The following is a 25,546-nucleotide window of genomic DNA, read 5'->3' on the forward strand; positions in this document are numbered from 1 at the left end:
AAGAAACGTGAACGACTCCGCTCGCCGTGATGGCACACCGGACCGGGACGGCGCATCCGACGCCTCCACTCCCGAACGACAGAAGAAGCGCCCCAACAAGAAGGTCGCCGCTGCTGCGTACAGCAAGCGCACCGAGAGCCGTAAGCCCGGCGGCAAGTCCGGGTACCCCCGGGTGGCTCCCAAGAACAGCGGCTCCAAGCCCGGCAAGTCGCCGAAGCCGGAGCGCAAGACGACGGCTGCTCCGACCATCAGCAACGCCAAGCCGGCCCGCCATCAGCACACCGACGGCCCGCGGCCGCACGTGGCTCCGGAGGACGGTGTGCGCTTGCAGAAGGTGCTCGCCCAGGCAGGTGTCGCCTCGCGTCGCGCCGCCGAGCAGCTCATCGACGAGGGACGCGTCGAGGTCGACGGCCGCATCGTCACCGAGCAAGGTGTCCGCGTCGACCCCGAGGTCGCGGTCGTGCGGGTGGACGGCACCCGTGTCGTCATCAAGGCCGATCTGGTCCACATCGCGCTGAACAAGCCGCGCGGATGGCAGTCCACGATGTCGGACGACCTCGGTCGGCCCTGCATCGGCGACATCGTCTCGGAGCGGGTCCAGGCAGGACAGCGGCTCTTCCACGTCGGCCGACTCGATGCCGACACCGAAGGCCTGATCCTGCTCACCAACGACGGCGATCTGGCCCACCGGCTGATGCACCCCTCCTTCGAGGTGTCCAAGACGTACCTCGCCACGGTGCAGGGTGTCCTGGACCGCGACGCGGGCAAGAAGCTGCGTTCCGGAGTCGAACTCGACGACGGACCGGCGAAGGTGGACTCCTACGCGGTGCTCGACGTGAACGAGGGCAAGACGCTCGTGAAGGTCGTGCTGCACGAGGGTCGCAAGCACATCGTGCGCCGACTGTTCGACTCGGTCGGGTTCCCGGTGAAACGCCTGGTGCGCACCGACATCGGGGCCGTCGCCCTCGGCGACCAGCGCCCCGGCACGCTGCGGGTGCTCGGTCGCGGCGAGGTCGGCAGTCTGTACGGGGCGGTCGGCCTGTGACCGCGTCGGAGGATCGACTGATCGTCGCGATGGACGGCCCGTCCGGTACCGGCAAGTCGTCCGTCTCCCGCCTGTTGGCGACCCGGCTCGGTGCGTCCTACCTCGACACCGGTGCGATGTACCGCGCGGCGACGGCATGGGTGCTGACGAACGACGTCGATCCCGGAGACGCCGACGCCGTCGCTGCGCTCACCGAGTCCATCGACCTCTCCATCGGCACCGATCCCACGGGGGAGCGGGTCGAGGTGTCGGGCGAGGACGTCACCGGTCCGATCCGCGGGTCCGCCGTGACGGCGGCCGTCTCCGCGGTGTCCGCCGTGCCCGCTGTGCGCGAGAAACTCGTTGCGCTGCAACGAGAGATCGCGGACACTGCCGGTCGCATCGTCGTGGAGGGTCGCGACATCGGCACCGTCGTCCTCACCGACGCTCACATCAAGATCTATCTGACCGCGTCCGCGGAGACGCGCGCCACGCGTCGTAACGACCAGAACATCGCCGAGGGCCGCGGGGACGACTACGACGCCGTGCTCGCCGACGTCCAGCGTCGGGACCACGCGGACTCCACACGTGCCACGTCCCCGCTGCGACCCGCGGACGATGCGGTCACCGTGGACACCAGCGACCTCGACAAGGACGCGGTGATCGACGAACTGATGCGTCTGGTCACCGAGCGTCTGGACATCGGGCGTCCGACTCATGCCCCGGAAGGAGCACGCTCATGAGCGACAACACATTCGACACGCTCGACGCGACCGAGGTCTACGCCTCGGACGGCATCTGGTCCGAGGAGTCGGACTGGGAGGACATCGACTTCGAGGGTGACGGCGAGGCCGAGGCCGAGGTCGCCGTTCCCACCCTCGCCGTCGTCGGTCGGCCCAACGTGGGCAAGTCCACGCTCGTCAACCGCATCATCGGCCGCCGCGAGGCCGTGGTGGAGGACGTTCCCGGCGTCACCCGCGACCGTGTCTCGTACGAGGCCAACTGGTCCGGACGTCGATTCATGGTGCAGGACACCGGCGGTTGGGAGCCCGACGCCAAGGGGATGCAGCAGTCGATCGCCCGGCAGGCCGAGATGGCGATGCAGACGGCGGACGCCATCCTGCTCGTCGTCGACGCCGTCGTCGGTGCGACGGCGACGGACGAGGCCGTGGCACGAGTCCTGCGTCGGTCGAAGACGCCGGTCATCCTGGTGGCCAACAAGGTCGACGACGAGCGCACGGAATCCGAAGCGGCACTGCTGTGGTCGCTGGGTCTCGGTGAGCCCCGTCCGGTCAGTGCGACGCACGGCCGCGGTACGGGCGATCTGCTCGACGACGTCCTGGCAGTCCTGCCCGAGACGCCCCGCGAGGGAACCGGTGTCGCCGGCCCTCGTCGTGTCGCCCTGGTCGGCAAGCCGAACGTAGGCAAGTCCAGCCTGCTGAACAAGCTCACCGGCGACGAGCGATCGGTCGTGCACGACGTCGCCGGCACCACCGTCGACCCGGTGGACTCACTGGTGGAACTGGGCGGCAAGGTGTGGCGTTTCGTCGACACCGCGGGGTTGCGCAAGCGCGTCAGCCACGCCAGCGGCGCCGAGTTCTACGCCTCGCTCCGCACCAAGGGCGCCATCGACGCGGCCGAGGTCGCGATCCTGCTGCTCGACGCGTCCGAGGTCATCTCCGAGCAGGACCTGCGGGTGCTCTCGATGGTCGCCGACGCGGGCCGCGCACTGGTCATCGCGTTCAACAAGTGGGACCTCGTCGACGACGACCGTCGTGGCCAGCTCGAGAAGGAGATCGACCGGGACCTGATGCGCGTGCCGTGGGCGCAGCGCGTCAACGTCTCGGCCAAGACCGGTCGTGCGGTGCAGAAGCTGGTGCCCGCTCTGGAGACGTCGCTCGCGTCGTGGGACAAGCGCATCTCGACCGGTCAGCTGAACTCCTGGCTCAAGGAGGTCGTGGCCGCGACGCCGCCGCCGATGCGTGGTGGTCGACTGCCCCGCGTCATGTTCGCCACGCAGGCGAGCACGCGCCCGCCGACGTTCGTGCTGTTCACCACCGGTTTCCTCGAGGCCGGGTACCGCCGGTTCCTCGAGCGCCGACTGCGTGAGGAGTTCAACTTCGACGGCAGTCCGGTGCGGATCTCGGTGCGTATCCGGGAGAAGCGGGACCGCAAGAAGAAGTAGGCGACTGCCCCGGTGGTGCTGCTGAGGCGATTGGCGTCCAGCGTCGCCACTGGGGTAGTGTTTGCTCGTTCCCTTCGGGGCACACACGATCCCTTTCGAGGGATCGCGGGCTGTGGCGCAGCTTGGTAGCGCACCTGACTGGGGGTCAGGTGGTCGCAGGTTCAAATCCTGTCAGCCCGACCACAATACGAGCAGTTCAGAGGCGATTTCCGAGTTCATCGGGAGTCGCCTCTGTTCGTTCAGCGATACGCGACTTGCCAAGAGCTTGCCAACGCGCGGTGGTTCAGCCGAACAACGAGCTTCCCGCCGCGCGTAGATCCTCCGGAAGCGCAGAGGAGTAGATGCTGAGCGACACGGCCGGATCGTGGCCGTGCCACCCGGCCGTGATGTGAACCGGTATGCCCGACGCGAGCATGAGGCTCACGCTCGTGTTCCGCAGACCCTTCAGCGGAATGCGGCGCAGGCCCGCATGAGAGCGCAGCCGGTCGAACCGGTCGGAGTACCACTCAGGTCGAACCGGAGTGCCGTCCTCGTGCGCAACGATGAGGCGGTCATCGGACCACTCGACGCCGAGCGCGAGAGCTTCTGCACGTTGCCGTGTCCGGAGCGCGCGGAGTGCGTCGGACAGCTCGGTCGGCAGCGGCAAGTCACGACGGCTGCGCCGAGACTTGGGTAAGCCCTCCACGGTCGTGCTGCCGACCGCCACCCGTCCGCGCCGGACGCGGAGCACGTCGCCGTCAATGCTCGACCATCGCAGTCCCAACACCTCGCTGCGGCGCATCCCGTAGCAACTCAAGAGCCAGCATGCGAACAACCGGTCTTCGGCGACCGCGGTCCGGAAGGTCTCGACCTCGCTGAGCGACCACGACCGACCGGCCGTGTCGTCCTCGTCGGCCGCGATGGGGTCCGACGGGCGCTCGACCAGTGCGATGACGTTCCGGGGGAGCGCACCCTGGTCCACGAAGCTCTGCACCACCATCCCGAAGCTGGTGAGCGTAGAACGCACCGTGACTGGCTTGACGCCCCGCGGTGTCGACGCGGCCGTGTCGGTCAGTACGTAGACGGCACGACGCGGCCGGGTGACGCGGCCCGCTCGAATGAGACCCGACAGGCAGGTGTGCACGTCGTCGCCGGGGAAGGCTGCCGCGAGATCTGCTGCCGAGATGCCCTCAGGGTGCCGACCGATGAGCGCGGCGACACGGCCCGACAGAGAGTCCGGCCGCTGGTTACGCGAGGACGTGCGCCCCGCGGTGAGCATCCATTCGACCAGCTCGTCCCCGTCGCGCTTGGTGAGCTGCGCGAGCTTCTTGCCGCCCATGTGCCGACGCACGGGCTTGAGATCGTTGACGTACCCGGCCAGGGTGACCTCTCGGATGCCGCGTCGACCGTCGATCCACGCGTCGCACGCCTGGCCGACGGTGAGATCTGTCTGCCGCGAGTAGCGACCTGCCGCCACCTCGCTGGTGATGCGTCGGTAGTCCGCGCGTGCCTCTTTCAGAGTTGAGTGCGTGAACCGCTGGCGGTCCCGGCTGCCGTCGGGCTTGGTGCCGAGGTCGACCTGAAACCAGTAGCTGACCCTGCCGTTTCGGGCGGTGTGCTTGTTGATGGGCTCCGCCCGGCGTGTCTTCCGGAGTGCATCGGGGCTGGTCACTGGTCGGTCTCCTCGTGGGTGAGATGGGTAGGGCGTGAACGTGGTCCGGTGTAGAGGCCGAGTGCTCTGGCCTGTTTGAGCCAGCGTTCGACGGTCGAGAGCGGGGGCGGGGTGTCGTACTCGGGCCACGTCGCGGCTCGTGCCTGTACCCCGCGAGCGATGCTGCGTCGTTCGGGGTCGGTTGCCGCTGCGCGAGCCGCGTCGGCCACGCGGGCGTAGAACGACGCCGACTTGGCCGGTCGGCCCCGCCCCTTCGGCTTCGATCCGGGAACCATCACCGGACCCGGTGTCTCGTGACTCGACACGGACACCGCGGCCTGGTCGGGGTCGAGGCCGAAGCGTTCGGCCAGCGCGGCGCTGAGACGGTCGGCGGCTGCGCGGTCGTGCTCGCCGTCGTCGCGACGGGCGTGCTTGGCGGCGATGCGCGCCAACCTGTCGACCGGCACCGCCATGAGGTCGGCCGTCGCGATGGCGGTGCCGTGATCGTTGGCGACCAATCGCAGGTCTCCCAGTGCCGCCCGGTCGCGGTTCGGCGTGATCGCCACCTCATAACTGAAACGATGCCCGGCGAGCGCGATGAGATACGGGCGGTCCGAGTCGGGCTGGACCGTCACGGACACCACGTCGCCCCGTGCGGACCTCAACTTGTCGGTGCTCATTTAATGACCGTAATTTCGGCTAGTTGGACGGTACGTAATCAGAGTACAACGGACTCATGGCACAGCACCAGACGGACACGAGCGCAGCGCTCCACCGCATCATGACCGACCCCGCTGTTGGAACTCTCGACGTGGCCGCCGCGTTCGGAGTCTCCCGGAGCAAGGCATACGAATCGGTGAAGGCGGGTGACTGGCCCTCGATCAAAGTCCGCGGCTGCGTGCGTATTCCGAGCGCCTGGGTGCGTGCCCAGTTGATGCTCGAAGACCCGGCCGTTTCGGCCTAGACCATCTGGCGAGGCGGGAACCGGTCGCTGGGCCGGGGTGATGGCTTCGGGCCTGCCCCGGCTCGGTGATCGCCAAATCGCGTTGCGAGACAAAACCTCTGACGGCCTCACCGTGAAACGAGAGATCCCCGGCGCGCACCACCGCACCGGGGATCGGGAAAGGTCGACGTGACCACCAGCACCGACGATACCGACCGACCGGCAGACGCGCCGGACACCGAGAGCAACCCGTTCGACAATCCGAAGACGGCTGCCAAGCGCGCCGACAACGCGCGCGGCCCGGACGCCGACGCACGTCTCAAACGCTGGGCGACGTGCTCGTTCGACCTGGACGACCTACGTACTCGACCCGAGCTGTGGGCGCGGAACGTGGCCGCAGGGTTCGACCGGTTCAACGCCAAGCGCGACCCGCTGAAACAAGCGCCCGAACTCATGATCTCGGGCGACCGCCTCATTCGCGCCGGGGCCGATGACGCGGCGCTGAACTCGATGCGGCCGCTCACCCACTCCGAGATCGAGGAGTTGCGCCTGCGGGCCGCGGTGGTCCTGGAGCAGAGCCGCCAGACCGTGCGGGATCGCGTTCGGTTGACTGGACCGACCGACGCCGCTCCACGGTTGTGGCGTGGAGACGAGCTGGCGGCAGCGCAGCCGCGGGAATGGCTCGCGACGGGACACGTGCCCCGCTCGGCGGTCACGCTGCTCGTGGGCGACGAGGGTATCGGCAAGTCCCTCATGTGGGTGTGGCTGATCGCATTCGTCACCACCGGTAAGCCGATGCCCGAGTACGGCGTGCCGGTGCGAGAGCCCGCGGACGTGATCGTGGTCGCCACCGAGGACGACTGGGCCACCACTGTTCGGCCGCGTCTGGAGGTCGCGGGCGTCGACCTGTCCCGAGTGCACGTGATCGCGTCGGAGGCCGACGGCAGCGGCGCGCCCACGTTCCCGGACGATCTCGATGTCATCCTGACCGCGGAGGTCGACCCCGCCCTCGTGGTGGTGGACGCCTGGCTCGACACCGTGCCAGCCAAGCTGTCGGTTCGAGACCCGCAACACGCCCGCCAAGCTCTGCACCCGTGGAAGGAGTACGCCACGAGCAGCGGCGCGGCGGTTCTGCTGCTCACCCACACGAACCGGGTGGCGACGGCGAACGCCCGCGACAAGTACGGCGCGACCGCAGAGCTGCGCAAGAAGGCGCGCATGACCCTGTTCGCGCAGGCCGATCCCGACGAGGAGGGCTGCGTGGTGATCGGCCCCGAGAAGTCCAACATCGCGCGGTCGTCAGATGCGACGCGGTTCCGCATCACGTCCATCCAGCACTTCCCTCCGACCGCCGACGACGACGGAACGGTGCCGCTGCTCGCCTACGCCGGGACGGTCGGCAAGTCGTCCCGCCAGATAATCGCGGACCGGTTCAACGAGGGTGACGAGGACGCGACCACGGTCGACGCTGCCAAGGCGTGGTTGGCCGACTACCTGTCGGTGCACAGCCCGGCCGCGAGCAAGCAGACGAAGGACGCCGCTCGAAAAGACGAGAACATCTCCGAGCGGACCCTCAAGCGGGCTGCGAGCGAGCTGGGCGTCATCTACCACTCGGAGGGTTTCCCGCGAAAGACAGTGTGGTCGCTGCCCGGTGACCAGCACCGCGACCCCCTCGCAGCCCCGGCAACGGAGGTCGAGCGGTGACGCGGCCACCAATGGGGACAGTAGAACCGTCCGTATGTATGTCCCCACTGTCCCGACTGTCCCCACTGCCTCTGACCTGCGACTATTCGTCCCTCCCTGTGGGCCTCACTGAGCAGTCTGTCCCCACTGCTGACCCCACTGCGGAAACCCCCTTCTACCTGCATATAACTACAAACATATCTCGACGGTTTTGCAGTCGGGACAACACGGAGGGACACACGCCCCCGCATGACCCGACTGCACTCGTATTCGGCTCCGTCGGCTTGCCCGGCATGTCGTCCGAGCTGCGACTGCGACACCACGTCACCCGACCGCAAGGGCCACAACGTGATCACGGAAGCGAACGGGATCAACGTCAGGATCGACGGCTCGACCGTTCGCATCGTCGGACGAAGCGACGACGGTGACGCCCTCGTGACCTGATCTCGACACCGAACCCGAGCACCCCTCAACGGACGGCCTCACCCGACCCCGAACCGAGGACGCCATGACCCCCACCGCCACACCCACCGTCGACCGAGCAGAGATCGACGCGGCGCTACTGGCTGCGCTCGACACCGAGCTGCGCCCGTGGAAGCCGATCTCGCGACGACTGCCCGGCACCGAGGCCGAACAGCTAGCGGCGATGTCCGCGCTGTGGAGCCGCGGAGAGATCGAGGCCGTGGTCATCCGAGGCCGGACCTACGTCGGTCGGTCCGACGAGATGTCCCGAGCTGCGTTCGCGGCGACACCCGGCCGCCGCCGACTCATAGCCCTCTGACCCGTCCGCTCAATCGCTGTCCGAACCGAGAGGAACACGCCATGCCGTCCAACAACCAACCGACCCCGAAGTCCCGGTCGAAGGCGCTCGATGCACTCGACCTACGCCGCGACGGGCACCCGTGGCGCGTCGTCGCTGAACGCGTCGGTTACGCCGACGAGAGCGGTGCACGGCACGCGGTGGACCGCCTGCTCGCCCGGACCGAGACCGAGGGTGTCGAAACGTACCGCGGTGTTGAACTCATGCGCCTGGACGAACTGCACCGCACCTACTGGACGGCGGCAGTCGGCGGCGACACCAAGGCCGCGGGCATCGTGCTCGGCGCACTCGACCGTCGGGTGCGGCTGCTCGGTATCGCAGCCCCGGTCGCTGTCGAGGTCGCTACGGTCTCCGACTTCGACTTCGCCACCGAGGCCGCACGACTGGTTCGCGAGATCGGTGCGACCGAGCCCTCACCCGACGCCCGTTCGGCTGACAGCGGCGAGCTGAGCCCTGATCCGTGGGTGCTCGATGACACCGAGGCCGCGGCACTCACGGACCTGAAAGCGCCGGCACCGGAGACCCCTACGCCGACGCCTGCCGCACCCGCTGTCGCGCCGGTCGCGCCGGTCGCGCCACCGACTCCGCACCCGCTGACACGTGGTCACTCGATGCGCGGCGTCCCACCTATCGAGAACCTGTTCCGACCCTGACCCTGACCTACTGATAACCGGAGGAATTTGAATGCTCAAGGGATACATCAAGCCTCGCCCCGACCGCGGCCCGTCCAAGCCCGTCGTCTTCTCGCAGGACAAAGCCCGCGAACGTCGCCGCACATGGCTGGCAGTCCGCTACGACGGCAGCAATCTCGACCTGGCAGCCGAGGTCGAGGCCATCGCCGGACCCGTCGCCGAGGCCGTCGCTAGCGAGCCATGCCCGAAGCGATACGCGGACGACGCTCAGGCGGTGGCCGACGCGGTGCATCGTCTGATCGCGACCGTTTCGGGGATCGTCTCCGCACGGCAAAGCCGCGCGGCACTCGAATCGCTCAACGCGGAGGACGCCGCGCGTGCACGGCAGGCATTTCGCGCGCTTGCGGCTACCGTCCCACGCTCTGACATCGGCGTCGGCAAGCTTGCCGACGGCTCGTGGGTTGCCGCTCTGGTCGAGACGGCGCGGCCCTACGGCGTTCCGCTCGGGCGCGCGCTGAAAGGTGCCGATCCGCGAAACGGCCTCGCGAGCCAGCTCAGCGACGAACTCGTGACCGAGCTGCGGGAGCTGGACCGTGCCGCTCTGGCAGTCGTCCGCAAGGTCGAGCGCGCTCGTTTCGCCCGTGCGGCTCACCCGGTACCGGACCGCACGGTGGCTGCCGCCGACACCGCGCGAGCACAGCTCGCCGCGCTCGGGATCGAACTGTGAAGGCCGGGGCACCGTCCGGACTCTGCCCGGACTGCGGCGTGCAGGTCGTGATCTTCAAAGGCTCGCTCCATCGGTGGCGGTGCCGCGACTGCGTGGAGGTCGCCATTGGACTTCATCCTGGCGAGTCCCTGCCGCGGATCTCCCGCCCGACACGACGAAAGAAGGTGGCGCGATGACGCACGCGCTCACAGCTACAGACCTCCGAGACCTGCGAGTTTCGGTCCACGAGGCCGGTCACGCGGTGGCGGCTGTCCTGTACGGCGGCACTATCGACCGGATAGATCTGGCCGAGGGGGCGACCCACTACGGCGCGGTTCCCGACCAGTTCGACCATGAGGTCACATTCGCCGGACCGTGGGCCGAGGCCCGCTGGCTCGCCGGTCACCGACCTTCGGGCGCGCAGATCGCAGGGTCGCTCGCTCGTAACTCGCACGACGCCGAAGCTCTGACCGCATCCGGTCACGTCGACCGGCGCGAGGTCAGCGCACTGCTGGAGCTGGTCTGGCCCGCCGTGGAGGAACTGGCCGCGACACTCTACGTTCGTGGTCACGCCGGTCACCGCGACGTGCTCGACGCTTTGCAACTCTCGGGCGACCACTATCACTCGTTCGATCTTCACCAGATCACAAGTGCCCGGATGTGGCCGGTGCGCGTTCTTCGACCCGTGGAGTAGTAGCTCGACCGCTGACACCGCCCGCCCTCACGCTCGACAGGGGCGGGCGGTGTCGCGTTCGTGGTGTTTCATCGGGTTATGACAGAACGCGAGTTAAGCGCCGAGTTTGACGAGATCCGTCGGAAGATCGAGGCCAACGAACGTGCCGCAGACAACCTCTTCGTGCCATCACCTACCATCGAGCGGCTGCTCTGGCAGGTGGTCGGCGGCTGCGAGACCGTTGTGCAAGAGACGCGCGCTCTTCTGTACGTGAACGAGAGGGTCCCGTCCGTCGGTCCCGACTTCACCACGGTGGATCCGGTGAAGCTGCCGAGCAAAATCCGGGCGGCGGCGCGGCAGGTAAACATGCGACTGCCTTCGAAAGAAATATGGACTCCTGAATGGAAACGGGCCATCGCTATGCGCCACGATCTTGCGCACATGTTGCACATCGCGGCGACGGAAGGCACGACACCCGAACAAGCTGTAACCATCGTGCGCACCGCATACAAAGCGCCCGACGAGATGACGACGGACCCGACCGGGCTGACGCGTCACCGGCGAGTAACAGTGACGATCACAGAGCGAGAGGCGCGCGTTGCGCTGGAAGGTCTGGCGTTCATCCATCGCTGCATCGACGGATTGCATCGATTCGGTATCCGGTTCGCGACCTGGCAGGACGACAGGTCAATCGAGAGTGTTCTCCACGTACTGCCGTGGTGGCTCTCCGACTGGGGTCCCCATCCCGGCGAGTCCGGATGGACGGCTCCTACGATGCGGCAGCTCCGTATCCGTCCGAAGGCCGAGTTCGACGCGTCACTGCCACCTGACATGCGGCCCGAGTTCTGACCTGACAGCGTGCCGAGAGCTTGCCAAGACCCGCACACACTGTGCGGACGGTGCGGCATGTGATCCGGTCCGGAACCGCTCCGAGCTGGACGGGGCAGCACGAGAAAGACTGTGCAACAGGCTATCTAGCTCCCTGGGGGTCAGGTGGTCGCAGGTTCAAATCCTGTCAGCCCGACACAGAAATGGCTCCGGACCGTTGTCCGGGGCCATTTTTCATGTTCGCGTCCAGTGTGGCGGGCGCACCGCACGTCGCGGAGGCCGCGCCCGTGGTCGTCGACTTCATCGACAGCAGAGGAAACCTGCCGTGGGAGAATGACGGGAGTACATCACCCGTCAGGAGTGCGCGAAGGAGGGCAGCGGCGGTGTCTTCCTCCCCGGCGATGAGCCGTCGAGAACGGAACAAGCAGGACAAGCTCGACCGCATCACCACGGCGGCACGCGACCTCTTCGCCGAGTACGGCGTGAGTGAGGTGACCACACAACAGGTGGCCGACCGCGCCGACGTGGGAACCGGAACGGTCTTCCTGTACGCGAAGAACAAGGGTGAACTGCTTCTTCTGGTGCAGAACTCGGACTACGCGAGCGCGCTCGAGCGGGGCATCGCCGCGGCCGCCCACGTCGTGGATCCGGTCGAGGCCGTCATGGCCGTCCTCAGGCCGGTCGTCGAGTGCAACCGCAAGCAGATCGAGAACGGCCGGACCTATCAGCGAGAGGTCGTGTTCGGTGACGACACGGAACCTCATCGTCGTGAAGCGTTGTCACTCGCCGCGCGGACCGAGGCGGTCGTCGCGGAGATCCTCGGCCGCGACGACGACGACGCGACGCACCACCCGGACCGGCAGGTGCAGGCCCACATCGTCTCCGCCATCCTGTTTCTCAGCATGGCTCTGACGGCGAACGCGACCAAGAGCGTCGCGGACGTGGCGGCAGAGATCGAGATGCAGATCGGCGTCCTGCTCGGCCGTTGAGGCCACTCACGGCGTGTCGAACATGAAGGAACCTTCATCGTCGTCTCATGGGACGGTCATGGACCCCCGGCATAGTTGCTGTCATGCGCTCCTCCCGCCCACTCGCCGCGGCCGCCGTCCTGGTGGCCATCGCGTGCGTTCTCGTCGCCGGGGTCCTGGTGACGCGATCACCGGCGCCACGCCTCGACCCCTCGCCCGTCGTGGTGAGTGTGGCGCCGGAGCCGACGCCCGAGGTGATCGCTCCCACACCTGATGTCCCGCCTGCCTCGCCCGCGCCGGCCGCTCCCGCTCCGATCACACCGCCGCCAGTTCAGGCTCCAGTGCAGGCGCCGCCGATCGTCGACTTCTCCGACGACGCGGACGACGGCGATGACGGCGCCGACGACGTCGACGACGTCGACGACGTCGACGGCGGTGACGACGATGAGTGACGTCGCCGGTGTCTCGGCTCGCCGCGGATCGGCTCTTCCGGCACGGTGGAAGATCACCGCCTGGATCATGTTGACGACCCTTCTTCTGTTGGTGGTCGTGCTGGTGACCGCCCGCAATCTGCTGTTGCGCGACGTCGACGTGCGCGCCAACGGGGACGTCGCGCAGGAAGCCGAGGAGTTCCGGACCTTCGCGTCCGAGGGGGTCGATCCCACGACGACGTAGCCGTTCGTCTCGGTGGAGCGGCTTCTCGAGGTGTACCTCGCCCGGCAGTCGGCCGGCACGGGTGAAGTGATGTTCGGCGTCGTGGGCGACTCGGTACTGACTCAGCCCGGCGTCGATGTGCCGACCGTGCTCGCACCGGGGTCACCGATCCTGACGACGGTCGTGCAGTCGGCCGAACCCGCCGGAGTGCTGGACACCGACAACGGCGAGATGCGGTGGGGGCACGTCGTCATCGACGACGCGACCGGCCGCGCCGGCACGTTCGTCGTCACGGCGTTCACCGGTGCGAACCGTGATCTCGTCGATCGGACCATGCGAACCATGGCAGTGGTCGGCGCTGTCGGACTGCTGCTGACGACTGGAATCGCGTATCTCGTCGCAGGTCGCATTCTCGCTCCCGTCCGCACGGTGCGCACGGTCGCGGCCGAGATCGGGGAGACGGATCTGACCGCGCGCGTCCCGGTCCACGGGCGCGACGACATCTCCGATCTCGCCGAGACGTTCAATGCGATGCTCGACCGGCTGGAGCAGGCGTACACCACCCAGCGACAGTTCGTCGACGATGCCGGACACGAACTGCGCACGCCGATCACGATCGTCCGGGGGCATCTCGAGCTCATGTCGGAGGACCCGGAGGAGCGGCGGCGTACGTTGGCGCTCGTCGACAGCGAGCTCGCCCGCATGGGGCGGATCGTCAGCGATCTGCTCATGTTGGCCAAGGCCGAGCAGCCCGATTTCGTCGTGCCCGCCCCCGTCGATGCGGCGCAACTCGTCCTCGACATCGAGTCGAAGGTGCAGACGCTCGGCGATCGGCAGTGGTTGCTGATGCAGGTCGCGGAGGGCTCGTGTGTTCTGGACGCCCAGCGCGTCACGCAGGCCATGGTGCAGCTCGCGGCCAACGCCGTCGGACACACCCAGGACGGGAGCCGCATCCGGCTCGGATCGACCTTCCATGACGACGGCGACGCTCGACGGTTGTCGCTGTGGATCGCCGACGACGGGCCCGGCGTCCGCCCCGAGGACGCGCCCGTCATCTTCGACCGTTTCCAACGCGGATCGCCCGCCGACCGGACGTCACCGGCAGCGCGGTCGGGAGCCGGCCTCGGACTCGCCATCGTCCGTGCCATCGCCGACGCCCACGGCGGCTCCGCCTGGGTGCGCAGTGTGCACGGCGAGGGGGCGACGTTCGGCCTCGACCTCCCGGCTCCGGGCCACAGCCCGCGGTCCGAGACCGGCCCGACGCCCACGACAGACGATGCACTCACGAAGGAGATCCGATGAGCCGAATCCTGATCGCGGAGGACGACATCCACATCGCCTCCTTCGTCGGCAAGGGTCTGCGGGCCGCCGGGTACACCACCGAGCACGTCGCCGATGGCGAGACCGCGCTCATGATGGCGCGTGGCGGTGGCTTCGACATGGTGGTGCTCGACATCGGCCTGCCGGCGATGGACGGGTTCACGGTGCTCCGACAGTTGCGCGGCGAGGGTGTGTCGACACCCGTGGTGGTCCTGACCGCTCGGGACAGCGTGCGCGACACCGTTGCCGGGCTCGAGGGCGGCGCCAACGACTACATGACCAAGCCCTTCCAGTTCGCCGAGCTCCTCGCACGGGTACGCCTGCGGTTGCAGGACGACACCGCAGGTTCGGCGGACAACTCGCTGACCTCGGGGGATCTTCGTCTCGATCTGCGGTCACGCCGTGTGCACGTGGGGGAGTCGGTCGTCGATCTGACGGCGCGCGAGTTCGCTCTGCTCGAGACGTTCCTGCGCCACCCCGACCAGGTGCTGTCCCGTGAGCAGATCCTCGGGCAGGTGTGGGGATACGACTTCGATCCGGCCTCGAACGTGGTCGACGTCTACGTGCGTGCGTTGCGCGCGAAGATCGGCGCCGAGCGCGTGGAGACCGTGCGCGGGATGGGATACCGCGTCCGATGACCGTCACCGAGTTCGCGACGACGCCGCCCGGGCGGCGTACTCCCACCAGTCCTGTCCCTACCCGGACGCCGCGGCGAGTTCCGACGCCGTCGCCGCGGACCCTCGTCGGTGCCGTCATTCTCGCGGTGCTCGCCGTCGGTGTCGTCCTGGCAGGAGTGGCCGGCGATCTGACCGCACACGGGACCATCACGGTGCTGGTCTTCCTCGTCGCGGTGTGGATGTGGATCTTCTCGCCCCTCGACGACACCCACGTCGCTCTGGGCGCCGCTCTGACGTTGGTGATCCTGGGTCCCGTGTCCACCGAGACCTTCACGCGCACACTGGGTGACACCGTGATCTGGCTGTTGGTCGGGTCGTTCGTCATCGCCGCGGCGGTGACGGCCAGCGGCCTGTCCGCTCGGGTTGCGGCACGCGTGCTGTCGGTCGCCCGGTCGCCGCGGCAGCTCGTCCATCTGGTCACCCTCGTGCTGCTCCTGACGACCTTCGCGATCCCGTCGACGTCGGGCCGGGCTGCGCTCGCGCTGCCGGTGTTCCTCGCTCTGGCGACCGTTCTGCGTGAACGGCCCCGAGTGGTGCTGACGCTGTCCCTGGTCTTCCCCGCGGTGATCCTCTGCTCCGCGGTCGGGTCGCTGCTGGGGGCCGGCGCGCACCTCATCACCAGCGAGATCGTGCGCACGACGACCGGATCGGGCATCGGGTTCCTGCAGTGGGCGATTCTCGGACTGCCGCTCGCGATCGTGTGGTCGCATCTCGCGGCGGAGATCGCGCTGTCCCTGTTCACCGATCGAGCGGAGCGACGCCGACCGCTCTCGGTGACACGCGACGCGTTCGTCGGGTCCACCGGGCCATTCACCGTCCCGCAGAAGCGTGTCCTGCTCGTTCTGGTCGCCGTCGTGACCCTGTGGTGCACCGAGCCGGTGCACGGTGTCGAACCGGCCATCGTCGCGATGATCGGCGCACTGCTCGCGTCGGCACCGTTCGTCGGGGCCACCACGCTGCCTGCCGCCGTTCGCACCATCCCGTGGAGCCTGCTGCTCTTCATGGCCGGAACACTGTGTCTCGGAATGGCGCTGACCACGACGGGTGCCGCCGAGTGGTTCGCCGACCTGGTCTTCGGGCCCATCAGCGCGCTCGGGTCGTCCGCCGCGACCGTGTTCGTGGTCGTACTGGTGCTGGTGTCGCTGCTGTCCCACCTCGTGGTCCAGTCACGGTCCGCCCGCTCCGCGGTGCTCGTCCCCGTCGTCGTCGCCACTGCGCCGGTGCTCGGCATCGATCCTGCCGCCGCGGCGTTCGCTTCCACCGCTGCCGCCGGCTTCTGCCTCACACTCACCAGTTCGGCCAAACCGGTGGCGATGTTCGCCGCGAGCGACTCCGTCCCGGGGTTCTCGGCAGGCCACCTGCTCCGCCTGTCCGCCGCGGTAGCCCCGGTGTCCGTCGCTCTCGTTCTCGTCTGCTCGGTATGGCTGTGGCCTGCCCTCGGTCTTCCGCTGTACCTGCCCTGACTGCTCCCACCCCTATCTCAGGAGAACCATGTCCACACGAGTTCCCCAGCGCATCCTCGTCGCCCCCAGCGGTTTCAAGGAGAGCCTCTGCGCCGAGTCCGTCGCGTCCGCCATCGCATCGGGGGTGCGGCGCGCACTACCCGGAGTTCGGGTCGACACCGCGCCCATCGCCGACGGCGGTGAGGGAACGGCCCGCACACTGGCGGCCGCGACGCGCGGCACCCTCCACGAGACGACGGTCGTCGGACCGGTGGGGGAGCCGGTGCCCTCGCACTGGGCCCGACTCGGTGGCTCCGAGCGCTCCGTCGCCGTGGTGGAGATGGCGGCTGCGGCGGGGCTCTCCCTCGTACCGCACGATCGGCGCGATCCCGGCGCGACCACCACCTACGGTGTCGGCCAGCTCATGGCCGCGGCGCTCGACGCGGGCGCGGACACGATCCTGGTGGGTTGCGGCGATTCCGGCACCTGCGACGGGGGAGCCGGGGCACTGCAGGCGCTCGGCGCCAGGATCCTCGACGTGCAGGGCCATGAGATCGGCCGCGGCGGTCGAGAACTGATCCGGGCGCACCACCTCGATCTGACGGCGCTGCATCCCCGTCTCACCGAGGTCGAAGTCGTGCTCGCGTGCAATCCGCACAACGTACTGTGCGGACCCAGCGGTGTCGCCCGCGTGTTCGGACCGCAGAAGGGGGCGTCCCCGGATCAGGTGGACGAACTCGCCGCCGCCCTGGACAACTGGGCGCGCGTCCTCGAGCGGGACGGTGTGGCCACCGGCGATGTGGCGACCGGAGCGGGCACGGGAGCGTCGGGCGGACTGGGTGCAGGACTCGCGGCCGGGGTCGGGGCGCAGTTGCGGTCCCGCTTCGATGCGTTGCTGGACTCGGGCCTGTCGGGAATCGACCTCGACCGCCGAATCCGCAAGGCGGACCTCGTCATCACTGCCGAAGGGTCCATCGACTTCCAGACCCCGCGGGGCAAGGTCCCGGCGGAGGTGGCGCGGCGCTGCCAGCAGTTCGGCGTGCCGGTGATCGCGTTGGCGGGATCACTCGGTCGCGGAGCGCCGGCGGTGCACGACGTGGGCATCGCCGCCATCGCGTCCATCATCACGGTGCCGATGCCGTTGTCCGAGGCGGTCGCGAACGGCGAGCGGTTGCTCACCGACGCCGCCGAACGGACCATGCGCATGATCCTGCTCGGGGGTGCGGTCTCCGCTCGATCCGGTAATCGGAGTCGCAAGAAGTCGGCGTGAGGCCGGTCGATGTCGGCGTCAGCGAATGCCGAGGATGGCGTCCAGCAGCGACGGAACACTCGGCGCGGTCACGATCGTCGGGGTCGCCAGATCGAACGCCCCGAGCGCGGTGAGTACGTCGTCGCTCTGGGGCGCCGGGCCGCCGTAGGTGTTGGCCGCGACCGTGAAGTCGTCGCCGATGGAGGCCGAGGCGACGACGCTGGACCCGTCGTCCGCCCAGCCCCACTTCGTTCCGGTGGCGGCGGCGAGTCGACCGGTGCCCCAGTCCTGGACCGTGCCGTCGGCCGCGACCGGTAGCGCCGTGGTCATCCACGTGAGGACGGGGCTGCCGGGATCGGTGCGCTTCTTGGTGTCGAGGAAGCGCACGGTGTCGGCCGTGCTGGTGTAGGAGTCGCCCCAGAAGCTGCCTCGCGAGGTCGCGGTCAGTCCGTACTCGCGCGCCGCGGCGTCGATGGCGCCGGGGTACTTGCTGTCGAGCAGCGAGGCGGCCCAGTCGTCGCTCACCTGAATCATGCGAGCGGCGAGGTCGCGGTCCTCCGCGGACGAATCACCGTGTCGGAGCACGTGATCCGCGAGGTAGAGCTTGACCGTGGAGAGTCCCGGCCGTGCCTCGTTCTCGTTGGCAGTGCCGACGTGGACGCCCGTGGAGAGCGAGGTGTACGACAGGGAGGTCCGCTCCGGGACGCCGGAGAAGTCGCCCGGTGCGGGCGCGGCGCTCGCGGGGGCCGCGAGGGCGGTGACCAGTGCGACGCCCACTGCGGCGGTCGCGAACCAGGTGGCCGGTCGTCTGTGTCGAACGTTCATCGTGCTGCCCCTCCGGCGGTCGTGCCGCCGACGAACGACGAACACCGTCGAATCTATTGCCTCCGCTACCGGAACGGTGGACGACGCCGCGGTGGCGTGGTGGGGATCACATACCCGCGCGGACCGGTGATCACGCTGTCCCGGAGTGAACAGCCGCTGAGAAATTGCTGTGACTCGTCGGCATGTTCACCGATCCGTCACCGCAGTGTCGGATCGATGGGCAATACTCGCGTCGTGACACGCACACCCTTCCCCGCAGCCTCCCGGTCGACGACGCCCGGCGCAGCACCCCTGTCCACCGATCCGACGGATCCGTCGGAGACCGACCTCGCGATGGTCGCCTTCCTGCGGCGGTGGTACGTGTACGGCGGCGGCCGCGCCGAGGACATCCTGGTGGAGTTCGGACTCACGCCCCACGAGTTCTTCGGTCGCGTGAAGGTGTTGCTGGAGAACGGCGTTCGGATCACCGACCGCGCGCTGGTCGAGCCCATGCTCGCCGTCTGCCGGAAGCGGCTCTGGCTCGGTCAGTGACGACCGGCCTCACACCGACCGTGGAGTGAGGTTCTCTCGCTCCGACGACCGCCGTGTGCGTGTCGAGGGACACGCACACGGCGCACGCGTCTGTCAGCGCAGGTGATGGACCTCCTGCAGCCCGTACACGGGGGTGTCCAGGCCTTCGTACCGAGCCTTCAGCTGTAGGCCGAGGTAGAGCGAGTAGTGCCGCGACTGGTGCAGGTTGCCGCCGTGGAACCACAGGTTGTCCTGCTGCGTCGGCTTCCACATGTTGCGCTGCTCGCCCTCCCACGGGCCGGGGTCCTTGGTGGTGTCGGAACCGAGACCCCAGCACTTGCCCACCTTGTCGGCCGTCTCCTGGTCCACCAGGTCGGCCACCCAGCCGTTCATCGATCCGTAGCCCGTCGCGTACACGACGAGATCGGCCTCGAGTTCCGTCCCGTCGGACAGCACCACCGCGTTCTCCGTCAGGTGGTCGACCTGACCGCCGACGAGGTGGATGCTGCCGTCCGCCACCAGCTCCGAGGCGCCGACATCGATGTAGTAGCCGGAGCCGCGCCGCAGGTACTTCATGAAGAGTCCGGAGCCGTCGTCTCCGAAGTCGTGCTGGAAGCCGGCCTTCTCGAGGCGGTCGTAGAAGTCCCTGTCCTTCTCGGCGATCTGCTGGTACACTGGGATCTGGAACTCGTGCATGATGCGGTACGGCAGTGAGGCGAAGGTGAGATCCGCTTTCTGCGTGGTCATTCCGGATTCGACGGCGCGCTCGGAGTACAGGTCGCCCAGCGCGATCTCGCACAGCGAGTCGGACTTGACGATGTGAGTGGACGATCGCTGGAGCATCGTGACGTCGGCGCCCGTCTCGAACAGCGCCTTGCAGATGTCGTGCGCCGAGTTGTTCGAGCCCACCACCACGACCTTCTTGCCGACGTAGGCGTCCGGACCGGGATGCTGACTCGAGTGATGCTGCTCGCCCCGGAAGACGTCCATTCCCGGGAAGTCGGGGATGGAGGCCTTGCCGGACATGCCCGTCGCCATCACCAGCTGCTTCGGTCGCAGCGTCACCTCCTCGCCGTCACGATCGACCACCACGGTCCATTCCCCGGCCGCCTCGTCGAAGGTCGCCGACAGGGCCGTCGTCTTCGACCAGTACGGCACCTCCATGACCTTCGTGTACATCTCGAGCCAGTCGCCGATCTTGTCCTTCGGGGCGAACACCGGCCAGTTGTCCGGGAACGGCAGGTAGGGGAGGTGGTCGTACCAGACCGGATCGTGGAGGCACAGCGACTTGTAGCGTCCTCGCCACTGATCACCGGGGCGCTCGCCGCGATCGACGACGATGGCCGGGACGCCCATCTGACGCAGGCGAGCGCCCAGAGCGATGCCACCCTGACCGCCGCCGACGACGAGGGCGTAGGGCTGGATGCCGTATCCCAGTTCCTTCTCCTCCGCCTCGCGTCGCTCGGCCCAGGTCTTCGTCTCCTTGTTCGAGCCGTGCACAGCCCCCATCGGTCGCGCGTGCCCGCGCGGTTCCTCGTACCCCTTCAGTTCCTGCATCGTCGTCAGCAAGGTCCAGGCGAGCGACTCACCGGACTCCGCGTCGGTGCGTAGCCGCAGATGTCCCTTGCCGCGTGCCGTCGCGGTCTCGAACTCGATCCATGCGGAGGTGACACCGTCGGCCTCGTCGGGTGTCTCGGTCGTGCGGAAACCCTGCGGACCGACGTCGGCGAGCCGTGCCGTCAGCATGTCGGCGATACCGTCGCGTCCCTCCACCGTCTTGAGGTTCCAGGTGAACGTCACCAGGTCGCGCCAGAAGCTGTCGACGGCGAACATCGCGACGACTCGATCGATGTCCCGCGCAGCGAGCCCCGCTTCGAAATCGGCCAACCATGCGTCGACCCGCTGCTGCGGCGAGATGCTCTGCGTGGGTGGCTCGAGGGTCTGGGTCATGACAACTCCGTCTTCGTCGTTCCGTGGTCGTGCTCGTGTGATGCACAGCACACGCCGTGGACACGGTCCGAGGAAGAGTTGCAGCGGGTTGCAGTCGCAGGTGCAACCGACTGCAACCCTGTCGTGCTGTGCCGCGTGTCACATAGAACGGTGATCACGGCCGTCGCTGGGACGGCCGGTGAGGAGTCGAACGATGCGCGCAGCGGTGTACCACGGGCCCGGCAAGGTCGAGATCGCCGATGTCCCGGAGCCCGACCCGGGACCGGACCAGGTGAAGATCGCCGTCGGGGCGAACGGCATCTGCGGTACCGACCTGCACGAGTACTACGCCGGTCCCATCTTCGTTCCCACCGAGCCCCACGCCCTGACCGGTCAGCAGATGCCGCTGATTCTCGGCCACGAGTTCTCGGGCACCATCACCGAGATCGGCGCGGGAGTGACGGGATGGTCGATCGGTGACCGTGTCGCCATCGAACCGCTGTACCGCTGCGGGCACTGTGGTCCGTGTCGAGCCGGCAACTACAACGTGTGCCAGTCGATCGGCTTCCACGGACTGATGTCCGACGGCGGTATGGCCGAGTACACGGTGGTGCCGACCGACATGCTGCACGCGCTGCCGGACTCCGTGTCCCTCGATCTGGGTGCGCTGGTGGAGCCGATGTCGGTGGCCTACCACGCGGCGACTCTGGGTGAGGTGCGCGAAGGCGACACCGCGATGGTGTTCGGGGCGGGACCGATCGGCATCGGACTCTGGTTCGCGCTGCGCGGCAAGGGGCTCGACGACATCCTCGTGGTGGAGCCGTCCGCGACCCGGCGGGCAGCGATCGAGGCGCTCGGTGCACGCACTCTCGACCCCACGTCCGTCGACGTCCCCGCTGTGGTGGCCGACGAGACCGACGGGCGCGGCGCCGACGCCGTGTACGACGCGGCCGGTGTCGCGCCGGCGGTGGCGACCGCGCTGGCGTGCGTCGGGTCCCGCAAGCCGATGGTCAGCGTGGCGATCTACGAGAAGCCGCTCACCACGCCGCTTCTCGATCTGGTGATGAAGGAGGCCCGCATCCAGGGGTCACTCTGCTACACCTCCGCCGACTACGACGCCGTCATCGCTCTGATGGCCGACGGCGTGTACGACCCCACCGGGTGGGTGTCGCGCATCGGGATGGACGCGGTGATCGACGACGGTTTCGAGGCACTGCATGCCGGCACGAAGATGAAGGTTCTCGTCGATCCGTCGCTCTGACCTCCGTCCCGGACATCCACCATCACATGAAGGAGACACGCATGAGCATCGACGGACAGGTCGCACTCGTCACCGGCGCAGGACAGGGAATCGGGAGGGGAATCGCCCTCCGACTCGCGCGGGACGGCGCGGACATCGCGCTCGTCGACGTGCACCCCGACGGCATCGGCCAGGTCGCCGACGAGGTGCGGGAGCTCGGTCGCGCAGCCACGACGATCGTCGCCGACGTCAGCGATCGCCGCCAGGTGTTCGACGCCGTGAACCGGGCCGCCGCCGAGCTGGGAGGTCTCGACATCATGGTCAACAATGCCGGGATCGCACTCGTCGGCCCGCTGTCCGAGGCCACGCCGGAGGAGGTCGGCCGCATCCTGTCGATCAACGTCGAAGGTGTGCTGTGGGGTATCCAGGCGGCCGCCGCGACGTTCATCGAACTCGGTCGGCCCGGCCGCATCATCAACGCGTCGTCCATCGCAGGGCACGACGGGTTCGAGATGCTCGGTGTGTACAGCGCCACCAAGTTCGCCGTGCGCGGTCTCACGCAGGCCGCCGCCAAGGAGTACGCCTCCGCCGGTATCACCGTGAACGCCTACTGCCCGGGTGTGGTCGGCACGGACATGTGGGTCACCATCGACAAGCGGTTCGCCGAACTGACCGGCGCGGAGGAGGGCGCGACCTACGAGAAGTTCGTGGGCGGTATCGCGTTGGGCCGAGCCGAGACTCCCGACGACGTCGCGGGATACGTGTCCTACCTCGCCGGGCCCGACGCGGCGTACATGACCGGTCAGGCCGGTCTCATCGACGGCGGACTCGTCTACCGATGACCGATCGGGACAGACCCGGGCATGACACGCACTGTGATGCGGAGCACAATCGGTGTCGATGACTCGAACCTCCGAACCCGAGCCCGCCGTCGCGGCAGGTGAGGACCCACGTCGGTACGCGCAGCTGCTGTCCGCCGTGTACGACGCGACCATGTCGGGTGCCCGCGCGCCCGCTCGCCCCCGCGACGTCATCGGTGACTCGTGGCAGCGCGTGATGAACCTGGGTGTCGATCCGGAGAACCGCGGACCCGCCGATGCTGTCGACGCCGCGGCACTCGAGCAGATGCGTCGGGACTCGGGGCTCGTGGAGATCCTGCCGGAGTTGACCGGGAGCCTGCGTTCGGTTCTGCAGGACTCCGACAACCTACTGGTGGTCGCGGACCGGCTCGGGCGGGTGCTGTGGCGCAGCGGGGCACCCTCGGTGCTCGACCGCGCCGATCGGCTCGGCTTCGTCGAGGGGGCCGACTGGGCCGAGGACAGTGTGGGAACCAACGCCATCGGCACGGCACTGGTCTCGCGCTCGGCGGTGCAGATCTTCTCCGCCGAGCACTTCGTGCGCACTCACCACGCGTGGACCTGCGCGAGCAGTCCCATCAAGGATCCGCGTACCGGCCGGGTGCTGGGCCTCGTCGACGTCAGCGGACCCGCGAGTTCGGTGCACCCGACCACGCTGGCGCTGATCGATGCCGTGTCTCGACTCGCCGAAGCTCAACTGCGTGAACAGCATCGACGCACGCTCGACAACCTGCGCTCGGTGGCGGCGCCGATGCTGGCTCGGTCGGAGACGCCCGCGCTGGCCGTCGACGGGCACGGGTGGGTCGCGGCGGTGGCGTCGGTCCCGGTGCGCAATCGGGTGCTGCTCCCCGACGAGGTGGCGCCGGGCCGACTGTGGGTACCGACGCTCGGCGTGTGCGATCTGGAGCCGCTGCCCGGTGGCTGGATGGTGCGACCGGCGTCCTCGCAACGCGACGGAGTGGTCGACGGGGAGTCGACGCCGACGAACATCCGCATCGACGTGTCCGACCCCTCGCGCACCGTGGTCGAGGTGTCGAGTCCCTTCGGAACCTGGTCCCACGAGCCGACACCTCGGCACGCGGAGATCCTCTTCCTGCTCGCCGCGAGGAGAGACGGGCGCACCGCGGCAGAACTTGCGACGGAACTGTTCGGCGACAACGGCCGTGCCATCACGGTCCGGGCCGAGATGTCACGGCTGCGCAAGGCCTTCGCCGGCGTGGTGCTCGCGCAGCCGTACCGGATCGACGAGTCCGCTGTCGTGGAGCTGGCCCTTCCGGCGGATCGCTCGCGCATCCTGCCGTACTCGGCGGCGCCGGCCGTGCGCGCGCTGCGCGCACCGGCCCGGTGAGCCTGGCTACTGTCGCCTGATGGACACGCGCCTCGAACGTGCAGAGATCGTGCGGACGCTGGACGGTTTCGAGAGTCGGCTCATCGAGGGCGGTGACGAACGACGCGCCTCGGTCGTGGTGGCCGTCGGCGGGGAGCCCGGCGATCGGCACGTGCTGCTGACGAAGCGGCCCTCCCGGATGCGCGCGCATCCGGGCCAGTTCGCGTTGCCTGGCGGGCGTGTCGACGACGGCGAGACACCGGTCGATGCCGCCCTGCGCGAACTCGACGAGGAGGTCGGCATCCGAGTCGGCCCGGACTCCGTGCTCGGGACGCTCGACGACTATCGGACCCGCTCCGGCTACGTCATCCGTCCGTTCGTGGTGTGGATCGCGGACTGGACCGGGGACGCGGTGCCCAATCCGGACGAGGTGGAGTTCCTGTACCGCGTCACCGCGGACGAGATCGACGTCGACGCCCGGTTCGTGTCGATCGCCGAGTCGCCGCGACCGGTGGTGCAGTGGCCTTTTCGCTCGAGCCTGGTGCACGCGCCCACGGGCGCGGTGGTGCACCAGTTCCGCGAGGTGGTGCTCGGTGGGCGGCACACCCGCGTGCACGACTACGAGCAGCCGGTCTTCGCCTGGCGGTAGCGGCTCGTCGGGTCCGGACGGCGCGCCCGTGTGGAAAGCTCGGGGGATGACCGATCCGGCGTCCGACAGCCCTCGCGACGTGGTCGCCGGTGTCGTCGGCGATCGCATCCTGACGGTGCCCAATGCTCTGAGTGTCGTTCGTCTGCTCGGGGTGCCGGTGTTCCTGTGGTTGTTGCTGGGGGAGCAGGCGTACGGCTGGGCGCTGCTGCTGCTCCTGCTCAGCGGGGCCACGGACTGGTTGGACGGCAAGCTCGCCCGGCTGCTCGACCAGTCGTCGGCCCTGGGTGCTCTGCTCGACCCGTTCGTCGATCGCCTGTACGTCGTCACCACACTGGTGGGGTTCGCCCTCGCGGGCATCCTCCCGTGGTGGGTGGCCGTGGTCCTGATCGCGCGGGACGGCATCCTCGCACTCACCCTGCTGCTCTACCGGCGGCGGGGACTCGCTCCGCCCGAGGTGATCTACCTCGGCAAGGCCGCGACGTTCGTTCTGATGAGCGCCCTGCCGTTCCTCCTCGCCGCGCGGGTGGACTGGGTCGGCGCCGACGTGATCGCGGTTCCCGCGCAGGCCCTGCTGGTGTGGGGGACCGCGCTGTACCTCTACACGGGCGCGCTGTACCTCGGCCTGGCGCTCGGTCCGGTCCGACGCCTCCCGCTCGCCGCACGATGAGCCGGGGAGCGCCCGCCTTGCGGAGGCGGAAAGCTCGCCAATACGCTCAGCGCGAGTGCGGTTCTCCTCGTCCGCACCGCGACAACGCCTGCGAAAGGACCCGGTTCA

The 25,546-nt window shown here is 68.5% G+C and carries 25 protein-coding genes, 1 tRNA gene and 1 pseudogene; 23 read left to right on the forward strand and 4 right to left on the reverse strand.

Annotated features, from left to right (window positions below; all coding sequences use genetic code 11):
• Positions 1-7 precede the first annotated feature (7 nt).
• From HQ314_RS00080 to HQ314_RS00095, 4 genes are all read left to right on the forward strand, one after another.
• Positions 8-1,045, forward strand: a complete 1,038-nt coding sequence (locus HQ314_RS00080; protein ID WP_081821205.1) for a pseudouridine synthase — start codon at positions 8-10, stop codon at positions 1,043-1,045.
• A gap of 29 nt (positions 1,046-1,074) precedes the next feature.
• Positions 1,075-1,767 (forward strand): (d)CMP kinase, encoded by a 693-nt coding sequence (cmk, locus tag HQ314_RS00085; RefSeq protein ID WP_037185658.1) that lies wholly within the window; start codon positions 1,075-1,077, stop codon positions 1,765-1,767.
• Positions 1,764-3,209: a ribosome biogenesis GTPase Der gene (der, locus tag HQ314_RS00090; protein ID WP_056444408.1), complete on the forward strand. Its 1,446-nt coding sequence runs from the start codon at positions 1,764-1,766 to the stop codon at positions 3,207-3,209. The genes cmk and der overlap by 4 nt, the downstream gene beginning before the upstream one ends.
• 106 nt (positions 3,210-3,315) lie before the next feature.
• Positions 3,316-3,392 (forward strand) — tRNA-Pro (locus HQ314_RS00095).
• Between the two features lie 100 nt (positions 3,393-3,492).
• On the opposite strand, the gene HQ314_RS21600 is transcribed toward HQ314_RS00095, so the two are convergent.
• Positions 3,493-4,860: a site-specific integrase gene (locus HQ314_RS21600; protein WP_308119160.1), complete on the reverse strand. Its 1,368-nt coding sequence runs from the start codon at positions 4,858-4,860 to the stop codon at positions 3,493-3,495.
• On the reverse strand, positions 4,857-5,519 hold the full coding sequence (locus tag HQ314_RS00105) for a hypothetical protein (protein ID WP_222648842.1): 663 nt from the start codon (positions 5,517-5,519) through the stop codon (positions 4,857-4,859). The genes HQ314_RS21600 and HQ314_RS00105 overlap by 4 nt, the downstream gene beginning before the upstream one ends.
• Positions 5,520-5,575: 56 nt before the next feature.
• Between HQ314_RS00105 and HQ314_RS00110 the strand changes: the two genes are divergently transcribed.
• The 13 genes and pseudogenes from HQ314_RS00110 (at position 5,576) to HQ314_RS00170 (ending at position 17,455) form a co-directional block, all read left to right on the forward strand.
• Entirely contained in the window at positions 5,576-5,803 is a 228-nt protein-coding gene (locus tag HQ314_RS00110) for a helix-turn-helix domain-containing protein (RefSeq protein WP_222648844.1), read from the forward strand.
• A 168-nt stretch (positions 5,804-5,971) separates the two neighbouring features.
• Positions 5,972-7,486 (forward strand): AAA family ATPase, encoded by a 1,515-nt coding sequence (locus HQ314_RS00115; RefSeq protein WP_308119161.1) that lies wholly within the window; start codon positions 5,972-5,974, stop codon positions 7,484-7,486.
• 487 nt (positions 7,487-7,973) lie between these two features.
• Positions 7,974-8,246, forward strand: coding sequence for a hypothetical protein (locus HQ314_RS00120; protein ID WP_222648846.1), 273 nt, complete (start codon positions 7,974-7,976; stop codon positions 8,244-8,246).
• Between the two features lie 41 nt (positions 8,247-8,287).
• On the forward strand, positions 8,288-8,938 hold the full coding sequence (locus HQ314_RS00125; RefSeq protein WP_222648848.1) for a hypothetical protein: 651 nt from the start codon (positions 8,288-8,290) through the stop codon (positions 8,936-8,938).
• A 31-nt stretch (positions 8,939-8,969) separates the two neighbouring features.
• Entirely contained in the window at positions 8,970-9,644 is a 675-nt protein-coding gene (locus HQ314_RS00130) for a hypothetical protein (protein WP_222648850.1), read from the forward strand.
• 172 nt (positions 9,645-9,816) lie between these two features.
• The gene (locus tag HQ314_RS00135; RefSeq protein ID WP_222648852.1) at positions 9,817-10,317 is read left to right on the forward strand and encodes a M50 family metallopeptidase; all 501 of its coding nucleotides are present in this window, start codon (positions 9,817-9,819) and stop codon (positions 10,315-10,317) included.
• Positions 10,318-10,395: 78 nt separating this feature from the next.
• A complete protein-coding gene (locus HQ314_RS00140) occupies positions 10,396-11,145 on the forward strand; it encodes a hypothetical protein (RefSeq protein WP_222648854.1) in 750 nt (249 codons plus the stop codon).
• 362 nt (positions 11,146-11,507) lie between these two features.
• Entirely contained in the window at positions 11,508-12,113 is a 606-nt protein-coding gene (locus HQ314_RS00145) for a TetR/AcrR family transcriptional regulator (protein ID WP_027505455.1), read from the forward strand.
• An 83-nt stretch (positions 12,114-12,196) separates the two neighbouring features.
• Positions 12,197-12,544, forward strand: coding sequence for a hypothetical protein (locus HQ314_RS00150; protein WP_222648856.1), 348 nt, complete (start codon positions 12,197-12,199; stop codon positions 12,542-12,544).
• Positions 12,537-14,048 (forward strand): annotated as a pseudogene (locus HQ314_RS00155) (sensor histidine kinase). Before HQ314_RS00150 ends, HQ314_RS00155 begins: the two are co-directional and overlap by 8 nt.
• The gene (locus HQ314_RS00160) at positions 14,045-14,704 is read left to right on the forward strand and encodes a response regulator transcription factor (RefSeq protein WP_056444417.1); all 660 of its coding nucleotides are present in this window, start codon (positions 14,045-14,047) and stop codon (positions 14,702-14,704) included. Before HQ314_RS00155 ends, HQ314_RS00160 begins: the two are co-directional and overlap by 4 nt.
• Positions 14,701-16,206 carry an SLC13 family permease gene (locus tag HQ314_RS00165; protein ID WP_222648858.1) on the forward strand — a complete coding sequence of 502 codons (1,506 nt, stop codon included), beginning with the start codon at positions 14,701-14,703 and terminating at the stop codon, positions 16,204-16,206. The genes HQ314_RS00160 and HQ314_RS00165 overlap by 4 nt, the downstream gene beginning before the upstream one ends.
• 28 nt (positions 16,207-16,234) lie before the next feature.
• Positions 16,235-17,455 carry a glycerate kinase gene (locus HQ314_RS00170; RefSeq protein WP_222648860.1) on the forward strand — a complete coding sequence of 407 codons (1,221 nt, stop codon included), beginning with the start codon at positions 16,235-16,237 and terminating at the stop codon, positions 17,453-17,455.
• Positions 17,456-17,473: 18 nt separating this feature from the next.
• Here the strand turns inward: HQ314_RS00170 and HQ314_RS00175 are convergent, their stop codons facing one another.
• Positions 17,474-18,259: a hypothetical protein gene (locus tag HQ314_RS00175; protein ID WP_222648862.1), complete on the reverse strand. Its 786-nt coding sequence runs from the start codon at positions 18,257-18,259 to the stop codon at positions 17,474-17,476.
• A gap of 234 nt (positions 18,260-18,493) precedes the next feature.
• On the opposite strand from HQ314_RS00175, the gene HQ314_RS00180 reads away from it, so the two are divergent.
• Positions 18,494-18,790, forward strand: coding sequence for a DUF3263 domain-containing protein (locus HQ314_RS00180; protein WP_222648864.1), 297 nt, complete (start codon positions 18,494-18,496; stop codon positions 18,788-18,790).
• Positions 18,791-18,883: 93 nt separating this feature from the next.
• On the opposite strand, the gene HQ314_RS00185 is transcribed toward HQ314_RS00180, so the two are convergent.
• Positions 18,884-20,719 (reverse strand): NAD(P)/FAD-dependent oxidoreductase, encoded by a 1,836-nt coding sequence (locus HQ314_RS00185; RefSeq protein ID WP_222648866.1) that lies wholly within the window; start codon positions 20,717-20,719, stop codon positions 18,884-18,886.
• Positions 20,720-20,912: 193 nt separating this feature from the next.
• Here HQ314_RS00185 and HQ314_RS00190 point away from each other — a divergent pair, with 193 nt between their 5' ends.
• From HQ314_RS00190 to HQ314_RS00210, 5 genes are read left to right on the forward strand one after another with little or no spacing between them, the layout of a single operon-like run.
• Positions 20,913-21,959 (forward strand): 2,3-butanediol dehydrogenase, encoded by a 1,047-nt coding sequence (locus HQ314_RS00190; RefSeq protein ID WP_222648868.1) that lies wholly within the window; start codon positions 20,913-20,915, stop codon positions 21,957-21,959.
• A 41-nt stretch (positions 21,960-22,000) separates the two neighbouring features.
• Positions 22,001-22,780, forward strand: coding sequence for an acetoin reductase (locus HQ314_RS00195; RefSeq protein WP_222631303.1), 780 nt, complete (start codon positions 22,001-22,003; stop codon positions 22,778-22,780).
• Positions 22,781-22,838: 58 nt separating this feature from the next.
• Positions 22,839-24,143: a GAF domain-containing protein gene (locus tag HQ314_RS00200; RefSeq protein ID WP_222637492.1), complete on the forward strand. Its 1,305-nt coding sequence runs from the start codon at positions 22,839-22,841 to the stop codon at positions 24,141-24,143.
• Between the two features lie 19 nt (positions 24,144-24,162).
• Positions 24,163-24,771, forward strand: coding sequence for a CoA pyrophosphatase (locus HQ314_RS00205; protein WP_222648870.1), 609 nt, complete (start codon positions 24,163-24,165; stop codon positions 24,769-24,771).
• Between the two features lie 46 nt (positions 24,772-24,817).
• Positions 24,818-25,438 carry a CDP-alcohol phosphatidyltransferase family protein gene (locus HQ314_RS00210; RefSeq protein WP_051613241.1) on the forward strand — a complete coding sequence of 207 codons (621 nt, stop codon included), beginning with the start codon at positions 24,818-24,820 and terminating at the stop codon, positions 25,436-25,438.
• Positions 25,439-25,546: the final 108 nt, after the last annotated feature.

It is taken from the genome of Rhodococcus sp. BP-332, assembly GCF_019836065.1.
In the GTDB taxonomy this organism is placed as follows: domain Bacteria; phylum Actinomycetota; class Actinomycetes; order Mycobacteriales; family Mycobacteriaceae; genus Rhodococcoides.

Coding starts and splice junctions, on each gene's coding strand:
- cmk (WP_037185658.1), top strand. CDS start 1,075: ATGGACGGCCCGTCCGGTACCGGCAAGTCGTCCGTCTCCCGCCTGTTG.
- der (WP_056444408.1), top strand. CDS start 1,764: ATGAGCGACAACACATTCGACACGCTCGACGCGACCGAGGTCTACGCC.
- HQ314_RS00105 (WP_222648842.1), bottom strand. CDS start 5,519: ATGAGCACCGACAAGTTGAGGTCCGCACGGGGCGACGTGGTGTCCGTG.
- HQ314_RS00110 (WP_222648844.1), top strand. CDS start 5,576: ATGGCACAGCACCAGACGGACACGAGCGCAGCGCTCCACCGCATCATG.
- HQ314_RS00120 (WP_222648846.1), top strand. CDS start 7,974: ATGACCCCCACCGCCACACCCACCGTCGACCGAGCAGAGATCGACGCG.
- HQ314_RS00125 (WP_222648848.1), top strand. CDS start 8,288: ATGCCGTCCAACAACCAACCGACCCCGAAGTCCCGGTCGAAGGCGCTC.
- HQ314_RS00130 (WP_222648850.1), top strand. CDS start 8,970: ATGCTCAAGGGATACATCAAGCCTCGCCCCGACCGCGGCCCGTCCAAG.
- HQ314_RS00135 (WP_222648852.1), top strand. CDS start 9,817: ATGACGCACGCGCTCACAGCTACAGACCTCCGAGACCTGCGAGTTTCG.
- HQ314_RS00140 (WP_222648854.1), top strand. CDS start 10,396: ATGACAGAACGCGAGTTAAGCGCCGAGTTTGACGAGATCCGTCGGAAG.
- HQ314_RS00150 (WP_222648856.1), top strand. CDS start 12,197: ATGCGCTCCTCCCGCCCACTCGCCGCGGCCGCCGTCCTGGTGGCCATC.
- HQ314_RS00160 (WP_056444417.1), top strand. CDS start 14,045: ATGAGCCGAATCCTGATCGCGGAGGACGACATCCACATCGCCTCCTTC.
- HQ314_RS00165 (WP_222648858.1), top strand. CDS start 14,701: ATGACCGTCACCGAGTTCGCGACGACGCCGCCCGGGCGGCGTACTCCC.
- HQ314_RS00170 (WP_222648860.1), top strand. CDS start 16,235: ATGTCCACACGAGTTCCCCAGCGCATCCTCGTCGCCCCCAGCGGTTTC.
- HQ314_RS00175 (WP_222648862.1), bottom strand. CDS start 18,259: ATGAACGTTCGACACAGACGACCGGCCACCTGGTTCGCGACCGCCGCA.
- HQ314_RS00185 (WP_222648866.1), bottom strand. CDS start 20,719: ATGACCCAGACCCTCGAGCCACCCACGCAGAGCATCTCGCCGCAGCAG.
- HQ314_RS00190 (WP_222648868.1), top strand. CDS start 20,913: ATGCGCGCAGCGGTGTACCACGGGCCCGGCAAGGTCGAGATCGCCGAT.
- HQ314_RS00195 (WP_222631303.1), top strand. CDS start 22,001: ATGAGCATCGACGGACAGGTCGCACTCGTCACCGGCGCAGGACAGGGA.
- HQ314_RS00200 (WP_222637492.1), top strand. CDS start 22,839: ATGACTCGAACCTCCGAACCCGAGCCCGCCGTCGCGGCAGGTGAGGAC.
- HQ314_RS00205 (WP_222648870.1), top strand. CDS start 24,163: ATGGACACGCGCCTCGAACGTGCAGAGATCGTGCGGACGCTGGACGGT.
- HQ314_RS00210 (WP_051613241.1), top strand. CDS start 24,818: ATGACCGATCCGGCGTCCGACAGCCCTCGCGACGTGGTCGCCGGTGTC.